The organism is Lactobacillus sp. CBA3605 (assembly GCF_002970915.1).
Lineage (GTDB): Bacteria > Bacillota > Bacilli > Lactobacillales > Lactobacillaceae > Lactiplantibacillus.
Window position 1 is genome coordinate 1084334 of record NZ_CP027190.1, and the last position, 17263, is coordinate 1101596.

Consider the following 17263-nt stretch of genomic DNA (forward strand, 5'->3'; position numbering starts at 1 on the left):
TTCCTTTCACTAGGCCAATGGCGCCAACGGTTTGATCACTTTAGCTGGTACGCCACCGACAATCGTATTGTCAGGCACATCTTTTGTCACCACGGCGCCCGCACCGACAACAACGTTATTACCAATGTGGACGCCACCAATAATGGTCACGTTGCCACCAATCCAAACATCATTACCAATCGTAATTGGTTTCGTCATCGTGATAAGATACTTACTGCCATCCGAACGCGTGCCAAAACGTTTGCTGGCATCCAACGCATGCCCCCCACAATAGAGTTTCGTATCGGGCGCAATAACAACTCGGTCTCCTAGGGTAATCCGATTTGAATCTTGGAACGTACAATTACCGTTGATAAAAACATCATCACCCACTTGAATATGGGCGCCATAAATGGCACTAAATTGCCCGTTAATTGCGAAGCGTTGACCCATTGCACCGAAAAATGACTGCATGGCTGCTTGCCGTTTTCCTAAATCTGTAGCGGTATTAATGGTCGCTAATAAGCCTTTACCACGACTGATTAAGCCTTGAAGTTCTGCATCTCGATAATCATAATCTTGACCAGCTAATAATTTTTCATGTTCTGTCATCATTATTTATCATCCTTTATAGTTAGCTTACTTCCATAAGAAGTTAATCAGCAACCGATCCACCTGTTGATTAGCATGAAGTTTACTGTGTTGGGCTTTGGGCCCCTTAATCTTTTGTTCCTGATACGTTTTAGCGCGGCTGACGACTAAATACTTTAGCGACTGCGACGACGCATTACTGACTGAGCCATCCGAATGGGACCCGTCACCTTTATCGCCATAAATATTGAGCACCTTAATTTGGTTTTTAGGATAGGTCTTTCTCAAAGTCAATAAATCCTGATAATCGTGATTCATTTTAAGTGGCTGTCCACTCGGTGTTAAGTGCATTTGATTAGGCTGATCGTCCACTCCTAAAATACCATTGAAGTGACCCGCAATGTCGACTTGTTTACGTAATTTAGGTAACTGTTTATTTTGCCCATTTGCTAATAAGTAATACACAATCGCCATATTACCCATCGAATGCCCCACCATATTAAAACTTTTAATCCGATAACGTCGTTGTAAGGTCACAACGACATTTTTAGCCCAACGACCATCCGTTCGATAGTTCGCATTCCGATTATCCTGATAATCCACTTCTACAATTGGCCGCGAATCATTGGCATGGAAACGACCATTTAATTTTACTGTTCCGCGTTTAGACACCGTTGCTCGTACAACGGTCTGCGTCACACCAGCGCGCAATGCTGCTCGTGCCATATGTTGTTCGGCATGATAGCTACTCCCCCAACCGTGAAAAAACAACGTTGGCACATATGTCGTCGTCGACTGTGTTCGCTGAGCGCGACCACAACCACTTAGTCCAGCCAAACTTAACACAACTAATCCCCATAACCCTAGTTTATTTAACCCCATTATTACTAACCCTCAGATTCCTTTTAATGTTCAAATTTATTAGCCTAGATGCAACGCAAAACGCGGTCCTTAAAGGTCAATATCGCCCCTCTAACGCCCACGTTTCACTTTTTTATGACTAAGCCATTGGATTTTCCCAAGACCCTTTGGTATTAACCTGTGTTGCCGCAGCCAATGCTTCTAATTGTTCAATTTCAGCCGTTGATAATTTAACTTGTAAGGCCTTTTCTTCACTTGCAATATACTTTTGTTTTGTCACGCCGATAATCGGGGTGGTTCCTTTGGCTAAGACATATGCTGTCGCTACTTCGGCTACCGTTGCTTGTTGGCGGTCACCGATTGCCTTTAAACCAGCCGTTAATTCGGTTAATTGTGGTAAAACATCATTATACGTTGCGGCCCGTGCACTACCTGCTGGTAATGGGTGGTCCACATCATAATGTCCTGATAATGCCCCTTGTTCTAACACCATGTAAGCAAAGAATGTGATATCATTTTCGCGACAATAGTCAATAATGCCAGCTTCTTCTGAGGAACGATACAACAAACTATAATGGTTTTGAATGGCTGAAATTTTAAGACCAGCTGCACCCAAAATTTCAGCAACTCGTTTAATCTGGGTTAAATTATGGTTAGACACCCCAATACGCTTAATTTGACCACTTTTAACTAACGGAATTAATGCAGGTGTCCACTTTTCAACGTCAGCAGGATTATGAATCCAATAGATATCAATATAATCTGTATTTAACCGTTTCAGACTTCCCGCTAACATATCAGCGACTTCATTATCACCGTTACCTGCCATTTGTGGGGTGAACTTTGTGGATAACTGATAACTATCACGTGGATAACCTTGCAATAATTGACCAAGCATCGCTTCTGAAGCTCCGGCACCATAAGCATAAGCGGTATCCCATAGATTCAGGCCACTCGCCATGGCAGTATCAACAACGGGTTGTAAGTCGGCCACCGTTAATTGGTCACCGAAGACTTGCCCAGCGGCGGTATCGCCCCAGGCCCAGGTTCCTAATGCAATTGGTGCTTGTTTTGTAGTTGTCATTTAATTAGCTCCTTATTTTAAATCCAAACGGACCGTCGCACCGACGGGTCCAGCTTCTAACATCGGCGGCAAGTAGGGACTGCCTGCATATTTCTTCTCATAACTTTGATTGATTGCCATCGTTAGGTGATCATTCTGCGCTATTGGGGTAAAAGTCACTTCAAAATCTTCATTAGCCAGATGAATTCGACCGGCACGTTGTTGCCGTGCCGATTGATACCAACGTGATTGCTGGCCATTCCAAGCACGCACGTACAGGTTATCATCAACGACTACTGACCAGATCCAAGTCGGGGTGCCATACGTTTTACCATCATCATAAAACGGTGACACATGCATATCATCGGCCGTACAGAACCGATTAAGTTGTGCAGTGGTCCAATTACTCATCAACATCAACCTCCCTTTCAAATCATTGACACTATCATAGAATCTCCGCATAATAATGTAAAATGCTTATTTTTAATACTTTATCATTCATATTTTGAATAGATGGGAGTTAGTCGCATGGATACCCGTGTTTTACATTATTTTATCGTTTTAACTCAAGTTGGAAATATCACTAAGGCTGCCACGGCACTGCACACCACCCAACCCACGCTATCACGTCAATTAAAAGAATTGGAAGTTGAGGTGGGCGCAACCCTATTTATTCGTGGTAAGCGTTCAATTATATTAACAGACGCTGGTATTTTATTCGAACGTCGCGCTCAAGCCATTCTGAATGACTTAGCACAAACGAAACGCGAACTTAAAAATAATTTAACGGGGCTCGCTGGCCCAATACGCATCGGCTGTGTCGAAAGCAAAGTCTCACCTTTTGTCGCTGATTGGCTTGCCACTTTCCAACAGCAACATCCGCACAGTCACTTCTCCCTGTTCAGTGCAGACGGTAACACTATTCGCGAACAGATTGATCAAAATCAATTGGACATTGGTATCCTCCTAGAACCGATTGAATCAGCCAAGTACTTTGCTCGTACCATCCCAATTACCGAGACTTGGGGACTCATTATGGCGAGTGATGCCGCCCTAGCCCAAAAAGAATTTATTATTGGCCGTGATTTAAAAGATTTACGCCTGCTAGGTCCTCGACGAAGCATTCTAAAAAATCAAATTGCCACTTGGCTGCGACTCGATTCCGATACCTTACGTTTTCAAGGCGATCGTAATTTGGAAAATAATGTCTTACCACTATTACTCAACCACCATTATTATGATATTGGCATTGATGGTATTTTGGACTTTTATCAAAATCAACGCCTGACATTCGTCCCCTTTAGCCCTTTAAGTCAGACACGGCACACGTTGATTTGGCGTAAAAATCATTCGCTATCACCGACCGTCCAAGCCTTTATCGATTACGTCACCACTCAGATTCAAGAAATGCCGCTTTAAAGCGCATGACTAAACGCTACGTCATAACTTAATTTACTTCTAACAGATTTTAATCCCCAGCAAAAAAGCAGGCCTTGGAATATTATTTTCCAGACCTGCCTTTTATTAGTCACTATTTTAGCTTGCCGAAACGTGCTCCCAAAGCCAGCTACTTGGGCTTAGCTACGCCAGTCATCCACTGCTAAAACCGCAGCAAATGACTGGCTAGGCTAGGTGGCTAAACAGCTTTGGGAGCACTCTTGTTTTATAAATCATCGCGATGCAACAACGTAATTGCCTCACCCTCGTCACGACGGCGATCAATATTATTTTCACCCCAAACACAGAGTTGATTTAAAATCCCTGATAAACTCTGCCCATAATCAGTTAATCCATAGTCCACGCGCGGTGGCACTTCTTGGTAGACATGTCGTTCAACGATTTTAGCTGCTTCTAGTTCCCGTAATTGCTGCACTAACATTTTCTGGGAAATTTGCGGAATCGCACGTTCTAGCTCACTCGTGCGCATCGTCTTTTGCCGTAAATGGCATAAAATAATGGATTTCCACTTTCCACCGATGACTTCCATCGTCGCTTCGACCCCGATATGGTACGTTTTCGTTGGCATTGATTCAGTCCTCCTAACCCATACTTACTTTTTAGTGGGTATAGCACTTTAAAGTAGGTACTTGTCTTTAAGTTACTTGCTAGTATAATCATTATTTATCACATAAGCAATAGCAGGAGGATGAGAAAATGAACAAAAAAGTAAATCCCACATGGACCTTACTCGCACTCGCCATTAGCGCGTTTGCAATTGGATCAACCGAATTTATCAGTGTTGGTTTGATGCCGTTATTAGTTAGCAGTTTTCATATTAATTTGGCCCAGGCTGGACTGACCGTTTCCGTCTACGCCCTCGGAATTATGATAGGTGCGCCCGTCATGACCTTATTGACTGGGCAACTAAATCGGCATCGTTTAATGATGATGATTATGGGGTTATTTATTGTTGGTAACTTGTTAGCAGCCTTAGCACCAACTTTCAAGGTACTGTTAGCCGGCCGTGTGATTGCGGCTTTAGCGCATGGCATCTTTATGACCGTCGCTTCAGTCATTGCCGCAGATGTGGTTGCGCCCGAAAAACGTGCCTCCGCCATCGCAGTGATGTTCACCGGCCTAACCGTTGCCACGGTTACCGGAGTCCCACTGGGGACCATGATTGGTCAACTAGGCGGCTGGCGTTGGTCTTTTATCTTCATTAGTGGCATTGGCGTCCTGGGGTTATTAGCAGATTACTGGTTAATTCCACGTCACTTACCATTGCCCACCAAAGCAACTGCGCGTGGCATTCTACGCGTTTTAACAAATCCACAACTTTTACTGGCTTTATTAGTCACTGCGCTAGGGTATGGTGGCACGTTCGTCGCTTACACTTACCTATCACCATTATTAGAACAGTCAATGGGCTGGTCCGCCAGTGCCGTCGTCGTCATTCTGGTCATTTATGGTCTGATGGTTGCTTTAGGCAATACGCTAGGTGGACGCTGGGCCAATACCCGCCCATTGGTCGCCCTCTTTAAAATGTTTGTCGGACTCTTGATCACCTTAGTAGTCTTGGGTTTCACCGCCCACAGTCATTGGCTTGGTCTACTAACCGTACTCGCCATGGGGATTTTTGCCTTTATGAATGTTCCCGGTCTTCAACTATATATTGTCCAATTGGCAGAAGATCAAACACCGCAAGATATTACCATGGCTTCCGCACTGAATATCTCGGCCTTCAATGTCGGCATTGCGTTGGGTTCCGGGATTGGGGGGCAAGTTACGACGCAATTTGGCTTAGCTTGGACGCCAATCTTTGGTGCCTTGATGGTCGCTATCAGTCTCGTTTTATTACTAGGCTTAATTTGGTTAGCAAAACCGGCTAAACAACCGGCTCATGTGGAACACCACCAGTAACGACACCGATTTATCACGGCCTAGCCGCAATTTCAATCAGTAACAAACACAAAAGCGCGTCTAAAGTACCTGATGACAATCCTTTACGGACTAATCAGTTATTTTAGACGCGCTTTTTAGGTCACTTTACACAATCAATACCGAAAATTCATCTACTAATGGGGCATTAGCTACTATACTAAGACTAGTAAATCTGAACTTCTAAGGAGTTTAATTGCGGTGCCGATTAATTTTAACAGGAACTTCCGGATTTTGTGGCTTGGTAGTCTAATCACTGATTTAGGCAACGCCATGACTTTGCCCTTTATCGTTCTTTATATCAAAACTTTGGGTAACTTCAGCCCAAGACAACTCAACTTTTTAGGTGCCGCCGCCTTTGCGGTAACCTACGCAAGTAAAGCACTTGTTTCCCCATGGTGGGGCCGCTTGGCAGATCAAAAAGGCCGAAAGTTGATGTGTTTACGCGCTTCCGGCGCTATGACCCTAACGATTATCGGTGTTGGTTTAGCGCCCAATGTAACTATTTTATTAGGCTTCCGGGCCTTACAAGGAGCTTTTTCAGGCTACATCAACAATGCCAATGCCTTAATTTCATTAACCACGCCCGTCGCCCATCGTGGACACCAGCTCAGTAAACTAATCACGGGTAGTATTACTGGCAGTTTATTAGGCCCCTTAATTGGGGGCGGTCTCGCTAGTCGTGTGGGTTATCGTGGCGCCTTTTTTATTACCGGCAGTCTAATGGCCCTGGTCTTTGCCTTAACTTGGTGGGGTGTGCAAGAAGCCGTGACCCCGATTGACCGGCAAGCTTTGCCACCACTAAAACCAGTCTTACATCAAGTTGGTCGCCCTTTCTTTACCGCACTATTCGCTTCACTGCTCATCATTCAAGCAACCACTAATGCCATAACACCCCTTTTAAGTCTTTTAGTGGGCCAGTTGACATCTAATACTAACCAAATTATTTTAATCACTGGTTTGGTCGCCGCAGCCCCTGGTTTAGCTACCGTGTTAATGGCCAGTCGGATTGGTCGCCTGATTGATTATTTAGGGGCATCGCGGTGTTTAATAATCTTTTTAGGCCTCGCCATTATCGACTTAAGCCTGAGTAGTTTGGTCACTCAAATCTGGCAACTTATCAGCTTGCGGTTCATCTTAGGTATCGCTGACGCTGCCTTACTACCCGCAATTCAAGTATTAACCGTTGATCGTATGCCACGCACTGTTTTCGGTCGCATCTTTAGCTCTAATCAATCGGCACAAGCTCTAGGTAACGTGGTGGGGCCTGGTCTGGCAGCCGTCGTCGCAACTTACTGGGATTATCAACCCATCTTTTTGCTGACCGCCATATTAGAATTAGTCGCTCTAGTCCTTTGGTTACGCTACTTTTATTGGCACGCCCCGACACTTAAATCTTAGTCGGCTGATAAGCGAATTGGACAAAAAATCACTGCGAGAATTTTATGAATTCTTGCAGTGATTTTTTGACATCAAGGCTACCACAACGGGCACCCCAAAATCAGGTTGTCCCACACTTTTTTATTGGTAATACGTTGCTGCCATTTGACTCATCATTTTCTTAAAGCGCCGTTTACGGAACCAACCCATTAGCATGACACCAATCCGATTATTGGCTTGCGTCTTCTTATCTTTCCCGAAGAAAGTTTCCGCATAGTCCAAGACCGTTTCGTTCGTCGCCGTCGTGGTGAACTGATAATCAACCCCGTAATGATCTCTTGATGTCTCCAATTCATAGCCATAATGGACGCCTGGTTCAGCATGCGTAATGGTGAGATGCCCTTGCATCCCATTCGCCCATTTTTTAGCATATCGATAACCCTGGAGGCTTTGTTTAGATGCCGGCCGACCGGTTTGTTGATAAATATCAGCTTCGGCAGAACCAATTAATTGTTGATAAATATAATCAACCGGCGCTTGCAACGTTAATTTAATTTGCATGTCGTTGGCTCCTTTCAAGCCGACCAACATGGCGATAAACCATAAACAACGCGCCACAGCCAACTAATCCTAGTCCTAGCGTTACCCATTGGCCAATACTGCCAGCCATCGGACTGAGCACCACTGCCAATAAGCATAGATTCATTCCAATGAGTAAACCCTGCTTTAAGCTTTTCATGAGTTAATTAATCTCCAATCGTGGTTGGTTGAATGCGGTTCGCTGCCTTAACAAATGGAATGTAAATTGCAAACGCAATTAACGCATTCATCACTTGTAAGACCACTGACCGCCAGTCCATGGTGGCAACCAAGGCATTCATAATTGGTGGCATGGACCAAACAATATTATTAGTAATTGGTGCGACCCAGCCAGCAGTGATTGCGGCATAAGCAATGGATACGGTTACAACTGGGGCTAAGATAAATGGAATAAAGTAGATTGGGTCTAACACAATTGGTAATCCAAACATGACGGGTTCATTAATGTTGAATAATCCCGGTCCAATCGCCAATTTAGCCACAGAACGTTGGTCATCACGTTTACTAAAGATCAAAATTGCAACTAATAATAGTAAGGTCGAGCCGGCCCCACCAATCCAAGCATATAAGTCAAAACAGTTCCGAGTCCAAAGATATGGTAACGTTTTGTGTGCTTGGAAAGCGTTAACATTTGCCAATTGCGCCGTCAACCAAATACCATCTAAAATTGGTGCCAACACATTGGAACCATGAATCCCAAAGAACCAGAAAACTTGAACTAATAACGTCATCAGTAAGACGGCGCCATAACCTTGGCTCATGTTCAATAATGGTTCCTGAATGACTTTGGCAATCCATTCGATAACTGTGGTTTGTCCGAAATTACTGAATAACCAGTTGATAATCCCGACAACATAGAAAGCTGCTGCCGCAGGAATAATCCCAGTAAAGGCATTCGCAACTGCAGGTGGCACTGAATCCGGCATCTTAATTGTGATGTGTTTTTTCATTAAATAGATGTAACAAGTGCTGGCAATGGCCCCTAAAATCATGACAGTAAAGAAACCATACGACCCAAAGTAAGTATTGAAGTTAAAGTAACCCCAAGCAGTCACCTGTTTACCAGAAACTGCCATCCCGGAGTCCGTTAAAATCTTCGTTGCGCCAGCGCTTAAACTCTTCGTCAACGTCCCGGTAAAGTTTTGTGGCAAACTCATAATAAAAGTCCCTAACGTCACAATCCCACCGGTAATTGGTTCAACTTTATATTGAACCGCTAATTGATACCCGAAAGTGAAAGCAAAGATTAGGCCTAAAATTGCTAAAGTCCCAGTCCAAACCATCGCGTTGATACCAATTAACCATTGCATTGCGTTAACAAAACCCATCCAGCCAAATTTGGTTGGAATATCGCGCACTAAAGCGTTCAAAACAGTGGCGATTGACCCGGCCATCATAGCCGGCATAATTGCAATAAATGCGTCACGTAAAGCAACTAACCAGCGCACTGCACTGATTTTTGCTGCAATTGGTACTAAGTGTTTATTGAGCCATTCGATAAATGCGTTCATAATACACCCTCCAAAGGTTATGAATTAATAGCGGTCAGTTGTCTCAGTATCCCCCCTGATACAACCCCGACTTAGTCTTGCAGATCGATATTTTCCGTATGATAGTACAACTCTAAATCTTGATAAACGAAGAATGTGCTCGAAAAGTTGAATACCGTGCCATCCGTTAAATAGTTAATTCCATCCAAGCGCATCGTTTTATCACCAACTGGTTGTTCGAGCAATGCGGCCCGTTCCGCATCCAATCGGACTTGATGAACATAATTTTCGGTCGTACTCCCAGTAATACCATAAGCTTCCCGTAAAAAAACAAAGATTGAATGTTGGACACTATCAGCCGACATGAATGGGACCACCGTTCTTGGAAAATACGATTCTTCTAAATCATAAAGTTCGTCTTTGAGATATCGTAATCGAATCACTCGGTACAGTTCGGTTCCAACCGTGATATTGCCTTGTTGAGCCAAACGCTGATTAGCTTCAACTTTATCAAAAGTCACGACTTTAGATGTTAGCGGCCCACCGGCTACCATAGATGATTGATCAAAACCAATTGATAAGTTCAAGACTGTCGTCGAATTCTCAGGTGGTTTAATAATGAAATTGCCACTTCCTTGCACTCGCCGTAGCAGTCCATGACGAAACACCACATCAATCGCTTTACGAATGGTATTGCGGCTAACATTGAAGCGGGCCATTAGCGTCTTTTCCGTGGGCAGCTTGGTTGCATACTCATCACTCATAATCGACTTGATAATATCCTGCGCAATTGCTCGATACATAGACCGGACCTCCTTTCTTTTGATTAGTAGGCGCCTATATAACTTGTGCCTACAAGTAGCATAGCACATTTCTTTTGAAAGCGCTTCATTATACGGGAGTTTATACCAAAGAATTTTTAACCAAGTTGATAGTAGGACTAGTAACGGTTTAAGCATATCGACCAGTTGATTTAAGCGATAAAATTTAAAATAATTACTCATAACTTAATTATTAATCCATCTAATTTAATCAGTTAACCTCGTTCACTTAATTTGCAATTTGTCCTATCTAATTTCAAGAACCCTAATAATTAGGCATTCTTTCGTTTAATTACTAGTTATGACGATAATTTATTTCAAAATACCCCCTAAAACCTTGTTTTTTTTGTTACACTATTACTATTAAACACATGAACTGTTTTCATATTAATCCATTACTATTTTTTTAATTTTATCTATTTCAATCGAAACTTCGTTTGTCAGTTTAAGTGATACCGTTAAGGCACTTAATAGTATGTTTTAAAAATAAAGGGGAATCTTAGGATGTCTAAACCTGCAGATCAGAAAATTCATTATAAGATGTATAAAAAAGGCCGTTTCTGGATTATTGCCGGAATCGCCGTTCTATCATGGCAAGCTGAGACATTATCCGTCCAAGCAGATAACACTGCAACAACTAACGCTGCCAGTGAAGACAGTACTAGCATCACAAGTACCGCTAACGATACTAATGCTAAGACCGCCGTGCTTGCAAGTAGTGCGGCTACTTCAGCAACCAGTACCGCAGCAACGACGAGCACTGCTAGTGCCACCACGACTAGCGCAAGTACCGCAACCAGTGTGACTACCAGTAGTTCAACGACTGCTGAGTCTCAACCTACAACTACTTCAACCGCAGACGCTGCTACTTCTAAAAACACAAGCACATCAACTACTGATAGCACCACTACTTCTGAGGCAGCTAGTGCCGCTTCATCGACGGTAACTAATACAGAGACTTCTGCTAGTACCGCTTCTTCTGAGGCGACCAGTGCTGATTCATCAATCACAACTAGTGCAGAAAGTACCGCTAGTGTCGCTTCTTCCGAGGCGACCAGTGCTGATTCATCAACCACAACTAGTGCAGAAAGTACCGCTAGCGCCGCTTCTTCCGAGGCGACCAGTGACAGTGTAGCGGTCGATGCCAGCTCGGATAGTACTGCTACCGAAAGTGTTGATTCCACAACTAATACAACGACAGAAACGACTGATAGTACCGTCACAGCTAACGTCGACAGTGCCGATGCATCCGCAAGTACCAGTACTGCTGCATCTGCAGCTACTGACACAGCAATTAGTGACAGTGCTGTAACTTCCGATACAAAAACCTTACCTACTCAAGCGAAGGCCTTAAAAAGCAATGCCACAACTAAAGCAACTACGATTGATTATTCAGGAACTTTTAACGCCGGTGCTAGTTGGACTCTTGATTCCGATGGCGTTTTAACGATTAATGAAGGTGGATTGGATGCGTCAACGAATGTTACCAACAATTTATGGTCTCAATATTTTGATGTCACGCTAGTCAAAAAAGTTATCATTAATGGGACCGTAACTGCTAACGCTAACTCGGTAGGACTCTTCTCAAATATGACGAATTTAACTACCTTTGAAAATGGCTCCAACCTTGATGTTAGCTCCGTCACCACTATGAGCGGCATGTTTTTCAAAGATAGCGCCTTAGTATCAATTGATGTTTCCAATTGGGATACGAGCAACGTCACTGACATGTCTGATCTTTTTCAAGATAATTCAAGCTTAACCAGTTTAGATGTTTCGAAATGGAACACTAGCAAAGTAAAGTCCATGAACTACTTATTCCGCAACGTTAGCTCTGTAACCACCCTAGATGTTTCGAAATGGAACACTGACAGTACTACTACAATGCTTGCTGTATTCTATGGCACAACTAACCTGACAAATCTAGATCTTTCAGGTTGGAATACTAGTCAAGTCATTAACATGTCTTACATGTTCTACCAAAGTGGTGTAGCCAACATTACAGGCATTGGTCAATGGGATACTGCCAATGTCACTACTATGTCTAATATGTTCAATACTGCGACTAGCTTAACTACCCTTGATGTTTCAAAATGGGACACATCAAAAGTTACTGATATGTCTTATATGTTTAAAAGTACTACTGCCCTAACTACGCTTGACGTTTCAAAGTGGGACACATCAAAAGTTACTGATATGTCTTATATGTTCTACCTAACAAGTGGTCTTACCAGCCTAAACCTTTCAAATTGGAATACAACTAATGTTACTAATATGTCTAATACATTCTATCGTAGTGGTGTAACCAACATTCTTGGAATTGAAAATTGGAACACTAGCAATGTTACCGATATGTCTAGCATGTTTAGCAAAATGACAAAAATCATATCCTTATCGATAGGCAATTGGAATACTAGTAGTGTAACTAACATGAGCAACATGTTTTTTCAGAACACCTCTCTAACATCACTCAACATTGCTAACTGGGATACTAGCAATGTAACTAATATGTCTGGTATGTTTAGTAATGCTACTCATCTACAATCACTCAATATTGCTAACTTTACAATATCTGATACGACTAACATTGTTGACATGCTAGTCAAAACTACTAATCTTAATACCTTAGTTTTAGGTGCTAATGTAAGATTAACCAATAGTACCGGTAGCGTTAACTTGCCACTTGTCACGACCACCAAGCCCTATACTGGTAACTGGATCAAAGATGGTGACTACACGACTTATCAGTCATCTGATGATTTAATGAAAAATTACGATGGCAGTGCTCCTGGCACTTATTCTTGGCTAATTAGCTATGCTGACATAGCCTTAACTAGCAATACCGAAACTATCATCGCTGGCGATAACTGGTCGGCGGAAAAACACTTTAAATCAGCTACTAACGTTGACGGTTCAACCGTTAATTTCAAAGACATCACTGTCATTTATCAAAAAGATGAGCAACCTGTTGAGGGCATTACCACCGCCGGCACCTATGTAGTCACCTATAGTTTTAATGACTCACTCGGCAAGACTCAATCTAAAACCATTACGGTAACCGTTGCTGAAAATAAAGTCAGCATTGTTGCAAAGCCAGATAATTCCATCGTTGCTGGATCAACTTGGGAGCCAGCTGATAACTTTGCATCAGCAACTAATACTGATGGTTCAGTTTTAACTGTTTCAGACATGCAGGTTACCTATACCAAAGATGGTCAACCAGTCAATCAACTTGATACCAAAGCAGCTGGAACTTACGTCGTTACCTATAGTTTCATTGACCAACAAGGGAACATACAAAAGCGCTTCTAGCACAATTATTGTCACTAACGATGCTGGATTAACTTTAAAGAATCCAACTGAAACTATCATTGCTGGCGATAATTGGTCCGCTGAAACGAACTTTGGTTCGGCCACTAATGTTGACGGTTCAAGTGTTGCTTTCAAAGACATCACTGTCACTTATCAAAAAGACGGCAAAGATGTTAGTGGGATTACCACCGCCGGTTCCTATGAAGTCACTTACAGCTTTTCTGACTCACTTGGCAAGACACAAGAGATAACCAGTACTGTGACTGTCAATGAAAATAAAGTCAGCATTGTTGCGAAACCAGATGCTTCCATCGTCGCTGGATCAACTTGGAATCCGGCTGACAACTTTGTATCAGCAACTGATACCGATGGTTCGGTTTTAACTGTTTCAGATATGCAGGTTACCTATACCAAAGATGGTCAAACAAGCACTACGCTTGACACTACGATTGCTGGCGTTTATACGATTACTTACTGGTTTACTGACAGTCAAGGAAACCGTCAAAGCGCCACCAGTACGCTGACCATCACTAACGATGCTGCCATCAGTGTCAAAAATCCAACTGAAACTATCATTGCTGGCGATAACTGGTCCGCTGAAACGAACTTTGGTTCGGCCACTAACGTTGACGGTTCAACTGTTGATTTCAAAGACATCACTGTCGCTTATCAAAAAGATGGCCAAACTGTTAATGGAATTACCACTGCCGGAATCTATTACGTCACCTATAGTTTTAATGACTCACTCGGCAATCCTCAATCTATAACCAGTACTGTGACTGTCGATGAAAATAAAGTCAGCATTGTTGCGAAACCAGACTCTTCCATCGTTGCTGGATCAACTTGGAATCCGGCTGATAACCTTGTATCAGCATCTGATACTGATGGTTCAGTTTTAACTGTTTCAGACATGCAGATTACCTATACCAAAGATGGTCAACCAGTCGATCAACTTGATACCAAATCAGCTGGCACTTACGTAGTTACCTATAGTTTCATTGACCAACAAGGCAATCACCAAAGTGCTTCTAGCACAATTATTGTCACTAATGATGCTGGATTAACTTTAAAGAATCCAACCGAAACTATCGTTGCTGGTGATAACTGGTCCGCTGAAACGAATGTCGCTTCGGCCACTAACGTTGACGGTTCAACCGTTGATTTCAAAGACATCACTGTCACTTATAAAAAAGACGGCCAAGCTGTTAATGGCATTACCACTGCCGGCACCTATTATGTCACTTACAGCTTTACTGACTCACTTGGCAATCTTCAATCTAAAACCAGTACAGTGACAGTAACTAACGATGCTGACCTAACCTTAACTAGCAACACTGAAACTATCATTGCTGGTGATAACTGGTCAGCGGAAACAAATTTTGCTTCAGCCACTAATGTTGACGGCTCAACCGTTAATTTCAAAGACATCACTGTCACTTATACTAAAGATGGGCAAGCTGTTGATGGCATTACCACTGCCGGCACCTATAAAGTTACTTACAGCTTTACTGACTCACTCGGCAAGACTCAATCTAAGACCAGTACGGTGACTGTCGCTAAAAATCAAGTTAACATTACCACCAAACCCGATTCTTCAATTGTTGCTGGATCAACTTGGAAACCGGCCGATAACTTTGCGTCGGCAACTGATACTGACGGAACTAAATTGACGGTTGCTGGAATGCAGATTACCTATACCAAAAATGGGCAATCAGTCGATCAACTTGATACCAAATCAGCTGGCACTTACGTAGTTACCTATAGTTTCATTGACCAACAAGGCAATCGCCAAAGTGCTTCCAGCACGATTATTGTCACTAATGATGCCGGATTAACCTTAAAGAATCCGACTGAAAACATCATCGCTGGCGATAAGTGGTCGGCAGAGACTAACTTTGCCGCCGCAACTAATGTTGACGGTGCTAGCGTTAATTTCTCTAACGTCACCGTCACTTATCAAAAAGATGGCCAAAACGTTGCTGGAATTACCACTGCCGGCACCTATAAAGTCACCTACAGCTTTACTGACGCACTTGGGAACATTCAATCTAAGACCAGTACCGTCACAGTAGCTCGGAATCAAGTTAACATCGTGGCTCGGCCTGGAAGCACAATTGTCGCTGGCTCAACCTGGTCCGCACAGGATAACTTCGGCTTTGCTACAGATGTTGATGGCACCGACATCACTTTAAAAGACTTAACTGTAACCTATACTAAAAATGGACAGCCAGTCGCTCACTTAGACCCTAACGTCGCTGGCACTTATGTGATCACCTATAGCTTCACGGATCAACAGGGCCATTTGCAACAGGCTAAGAGTACTTTAACGGTCACCAATGACGCTGGTTTACAATTAACTAACACCACCGAAACCATCGTTGCGGGTGATAAATGGTCAGCGGAAACGAATTTCAATACCGCAACTAATGTTGATGGCACCGCCGTTGATTTTCCATCCATCACGGTGACCTATATGAAGAACGGGCAAAGCGTCACTGGCATTACGACTGCCGGGACCTATCAAGTCACTTATCGCTTTACAGATTCACTTGGTATCGTCCAAACAAAGACTAGCACTGTCACAGTGGCTGCTAATCAAGTTAAGCTCGTCGTAAAACCAGCCACAACCATTGTTGCAGGTGATAACTGGTCCGCACAAACGAATTTCATTAGTGCGACGGACGTCGATGGTACTAACTTGAACATTAACGATATGACGATTACCTACACTAAAGACGGAAAACCTGTCGCCAGCCTTAATCCAAAAATTGCTGGTACGTACGTAGTCACCTATCGCTTCACGGATCGACAAGGTCGCTTACAACAAGCCACTAGTACTGTGACGGTAACCAATGCAGCTGTTTTAAATCTAAAAGCGGCTACCGAAACCATCGTTGCTGGTGATAACTGGTCTGCCAAAAACAACTTTAAATCAGCAACTAACGTTGACGGTTCAACTGTGGCTTTTGCCAACGTAACCGTAACTTATACCAAGAATGGCAAAGCCGTAACCGGCATCACCACTGCCGGCACCTATCAAGTCACTTATTACTTTATCGATACACTTGGTAACCGGCAAACTAAAACCAGTACGGTCACGGTTACAGCTAGTCAAAGTCAGCTTAAAGTTAAGCCCACAACTAACTTAACAACCGGCAAAACTTGGCACCCAGTAGATAACTTAATTACAGCTAAAAATACGGATGGCACTAATGTTGCCTTCCAACAATTAACTGTCACGATTAAGAATCGATCAACTAATCAGCTCGTCGCCGCTATCGATACTTCGAAAGCTGGCACTTACTTGGTCACCTATTACTTTATTGATCAACAAGGCCAGCGCCAGACTGCTCAGAGTATCGTTACCATTACAGCTAAAGATGACCAAGCTGATCTCATTGTAAAACCAGATACTGATATTTCAGTTGATGATACTTGGCATGTCGAAGATGGTTTTGGCGATGCGACTGACTCGGATGGATCAAATGTTAGCTTTGATAAGATCAACGTCACGATGACTAAAGACGGACAACCGGTAACGCATGTGAAAACTGCCGGCACTTATCAAATCACTTATCAGTTCACGGCTAAAAATGGTCAACTACAGCAAGCGACACTTAAACTTACAGTTAAACCTAAATCGGCTCATGGACAAGCAACTCAACCAACGCTACCGCAAACCGATGAATCAACACATTCGGCAGCCGTGGTATTTGGAACTATCTTATTAGCCTTAACGGGATTACTTTCAGGTTTCAGAAGATCTAAAAACAAGCGTCAAGATTAAT

General features: G+C 43.1%; 14 protein-coding genes. 5 read left to right on the top strand and 9 right to left on the bottom strand.

Translation table 11 applies throughout. The features are described 5' to 3' along the window. Positions 1-9: 9 nt before the first annotated feature. The 4 genes from C5Z25_RS05325 to C5Z25_RS05340 form a co-directional block, all read right to left on the bottom strand. A complete protein-coding gene (locus C5Z25_RS05325) occupies positions 10-594 on the bottom strand; it encodes a DapH/DapD/GlmU-related protein (protein WP_105451686.1) in 585 nt (194 codons plus the stop codon). A gap of 24 nt (positions 595-618) precedes the next feature. After that, on the bottom strand, positions 619-1452 hold the full coding sequence (locus C5Z25_RS05330) for an alpha/beta hydrolase (protein ID WP_105451687.1): 834 nt from the start codon (positions 1450-1452) through the stop codon (positions 619-621). 118 nt (positions 1453-1570) lie between these two features. Next, entirely contained in the window at positions 1571-2515 is a 945-nt protein-coding gene (locus C5Z25_RS05335) for an aldo/keto reductase (protein ID WP_105451688.1), read from the bottom strand. 12 nt (positions 2516-2527) lie between these two features. Further along, positions 2528-2905 (bottom strand): DUF2255 family protein, encoded by a 378-nt coding sequence (locus tag C5Z25_RS05340; protein ID WP_105451689.1) that lies wholly within the window; start codon positions 2903-2905, stop codon positions 2528-2530. A gap of 117 nt (positions 2906-3022) precedes the next feature. On the opposite strand from C5Z25_RS05340, the gene C5Z25_RS05345 reads away from it, so the two are divergent. Then, positions 3023-3913, top strand: a complete 891-nt coding sequence (locus C5Z25_RS05345; protein ID WP_158682908.1) for a LysR family transcriptional regulator — start codon at positions 3023-3025, stop codon at positions 3911-3913. Between the two features lie 244 nt (positions 3914-4157). On the opposite strand, the gene C5Z25_RS05350 is transcribed toward C5Z25_RS05345, so the two are convergent. After that, on the bottom strand, positions 4158-4520 hold the full coding sequence (locus C5Z25_RS05350) for a winged helix-turn-helix transcriptional regulator (RefSeq protein WP_105449200.1): 363 nt from the start codon (positions 4518-4520) through the stop codon (positions 4158-4160). Between the two features lie 128 nt (positions 4521-4648). Between C5Z25_RS05350 and C5Z25_RS05355 the strand changes: the two genes are divergently transcribed. Beyond that, positions 4649-5854, top strand: a complete 1206-nt coding sequence (locus tag C5Z25_RS05355) for an MFS transporter (protein WP_105451691.1) — start codon at positions 4649-4651, stop codon at positions 5852-5854. 219 nt (positions 5855-6073) lie between these two features. Beyond that, complete coding sequence (locus C5Z25_RS05360; RefSeq protein ID WP_105451692.1) at positions 6074-7273, top strand: MFS transporter; 1200 nt, start codon at positions 6074-6076, stop codon at positions 7271-7273. A 120-nt stretch (positions 7274-7393) separates the two neighbouring features. Here C5Z25_RS05360 and C5Z25_RS05365 read toward each other — a convergent pair whose 3' ends face one another. The 4 genes from C5Z25_RS05365 to C5Z25_RS05380 all read right to left on the bottom strand — a co-directional run bounded on the left by C5Z25_RS05365 (position 7394) and on the right by C5Z25_RS05380 (position 10145). After that, entirely contained in the window at positions 7394-7813 is a 420-nt protein-coding gene (locus C5Z25_RS05365) for a DUF3284 domain-containing protein (protein ID WP_105451693.1), read from the bottom strand. Further along, the gene (locus C5Z25_RS05370; RefSeq protein ID WP_105449204.1) at positions 7803-7991 is read right to left on the bottom strand and encodes a hypothetical protein; all 189 of its coding nucleotides are present in this window, start codon (positions 7989-7991) and stop codon (positions 7803-7805) included. Before C5Z25_RS05370 ends, C5Z25_RS05365 begins: the two co-directional genes overlap by 11 nt. A gap of 7 nt (positions 7992-7998) precedes the next feature. After that, positions 7999-9363 (bottom strand): PTS sugar transporter subunit IIC, encoded by a 1365-nt coding sequence (locus tag C5Z25_RS05375; RefSeq protein WP_105449205.1) that lies wholly within the window; start codon positions 9361-9363, stop codon positions 7999-8001. A 71-nt stretch (positions 9364-9434) separates the two neighbouring features. Next, on the bottom strand, positions 9435-10145 hold the full coding sequence (locus tag C5Z25_RS05380) for a GntR family transcriptional regulator (RefSeq protein WP_105451694.1): 711 nt from the start codon (positions 10143-10145) through the stop codon (positions 9435-9437). Positions 10146-10667: 522 nt separating this feature from the next. On the opposite strand from C5Z25_RS05380, the gene C5Z25_RS05385 reads away from it, so the two are divergent. Then, positions 10668-13475: a BspA family leucine-rich repeat surface protein gene (locus tag C5Z25_RS05385; protein ID WP_105451695.1), complete on the top strand. Its 2808-nt coding sequence runs from the start codon at positions 10668-10670 to the stop codon at positions 13473-13475. Then, entirely contained in the window at positions 13396-17262 is a 3867-nt protein-coding gene (locus C5Z25_RS05390) for a bacterial Ig-like domain-containing protein (RefSeq protein WP_158682910.1), read from the top strand. The genes C5Z25_RS05385 and C5Z25_RS05390 overlap by 80 nt, the downstream gene beginning before the upstream one ends. Position 17263 lies beyond the last annotated feature (1 nt).

Excerpts from the sequence above, each read along its gene's own strand:
- C5Z25_RS05340 (WP_105451689.1), bottom strand. The coding sequence starts at position 2,905 with ATGAGTAATTGGACCACTGCACAACTTAATCGGTTCTGTACGGCCGAT.
- C5Z25_RS05335 (WP_105451688.1), bottom strand. The coding sequence starts at position 2,515 with ATGACAACTACAAAACAAGCACCAATTGCATTAGGAACCTGGGCCTGG.
- C5Z25_RS05380 (WP_105451694.1), bottom strand. The coding sequence starts at position 10,145 with ATGTATCGAGCAATTGCGCAGGATATTATCAAGTCGATTATGAGTGAT.
- C5Z25_RS05365 (WP_105451693.1), bottom strand. The coding sequence starts at position 7,813 with ATGCAAATTAAATTAACGTTGCAAGCGCCGGTTGATTATATTTATCAA.
- C5Z25_RS05375 (WP_105449205.1), bottom strand. The coding sequence starts at position 9,363 with ATGAACGCATTTATCGAATGGCTCAATAAACACTTAGTACCAATTGCA.
- C5Z25_RS05370 (WP_105449204.1), bottom strand. The coding sequence starts at position 7,991 with ATGAAAAGCTTAAAGCAGGGTTTACTCATTGGAATGAATCTATGCTTA.
- C5Z25_RS05350 (WP_105449200.1), bottom strand. The coding sequence starts at position 4,520 with ATGCCAACGAAAACGTACCATATCGGGGTCGAAGCGACGATGGAAGTC.
- C5Z25_RS05325 (WP_105451686.1), bottom strand. The coding sequence starts at position 594 with ATGATGACAGAACATGAAAAATTATTAGCTGGTCAAGATTATGATTAT.
- C5Z25_RS05355 (WP_105451691.1), top strand. The coding sequence starts at position 4,649 with ATGAACAAAAAAGTAAATCCCACATGGACCTTACTCGCACTCGCCATT.
- C5Z25_RS05345 (WP_158682908.1), top strand. The coding sequence starts at position 3,023 with ATGGATACCCGTGTTTTACATTATTTTATCGTTTTAACTCAAGTTGGA.
- C5Z25_RS05330 (WP_105451687.1), bottom strand. The coding sequence starts at position 1,452 with ATGGGGTTAAATAAACTAGGGTTATGGGGATTAGTTGTGTTAAGTTTG.
- C5Z25_RS05385 (WP_105451695.1), top strand. The coding sequence starts at position 10,668 with ATGTCTAAACCTGCAGATCAGAAAATTCATTATAAGATGTATAAAAAA.